Below are 289 nucleotides of genomic sequence, written 5' to 3'. Positions count from 1 at the left end.
CATATCCTCTGCGGAGACCTCCACATAATTCCGGTCGTCCTTCCCGGCCTGGACGGTGGCCCGCTCCTGGATCACATGCTCCAGCTGTCTGCTGATGGGCTTCTGCAGCAGCTCCTTCTTCGCGCCTCCAGCGGCTGCGATCACCTGGTCCCGGTCTGTGATGCAGACCATGAGCCCCGTGGCCTGGGCCATGGCGTCCGCGTACTGTCCGGCAAAAGCATTGAGCTCCATCATCGGCGAGTACTTTTTGAGAATGATCTCCCCTTCCCGGTCTGTGAAGATCTCCAGA

1 protein-coding gene is annotated in these 289 nt (G+C 60.2%); it reads right to left on the bottom strand.

The features are described from left to right. On the bottom strand, positions 1-289 hold a 289-nt coding region (locus NE591_RS15445; protein WP_305145285.1), incomplete at both ends, for a stage V sporulation T C-terminal domain-containing protein.

Source organism: Adlercreutzia sp. DFI.6.23 (assembly GCF_024462535.1).
GTDB classification, from domain to species: domain Bacteria; phylum Actinomycetota; class Coriobacteriia; order Coriobacteriales; family Eggerthellaceae; genus Adlercreutzia; species Adlercreutzia rubneri.
This window is presented reverse-complemented; position numbering and strand designations above follow the sequence as displayed.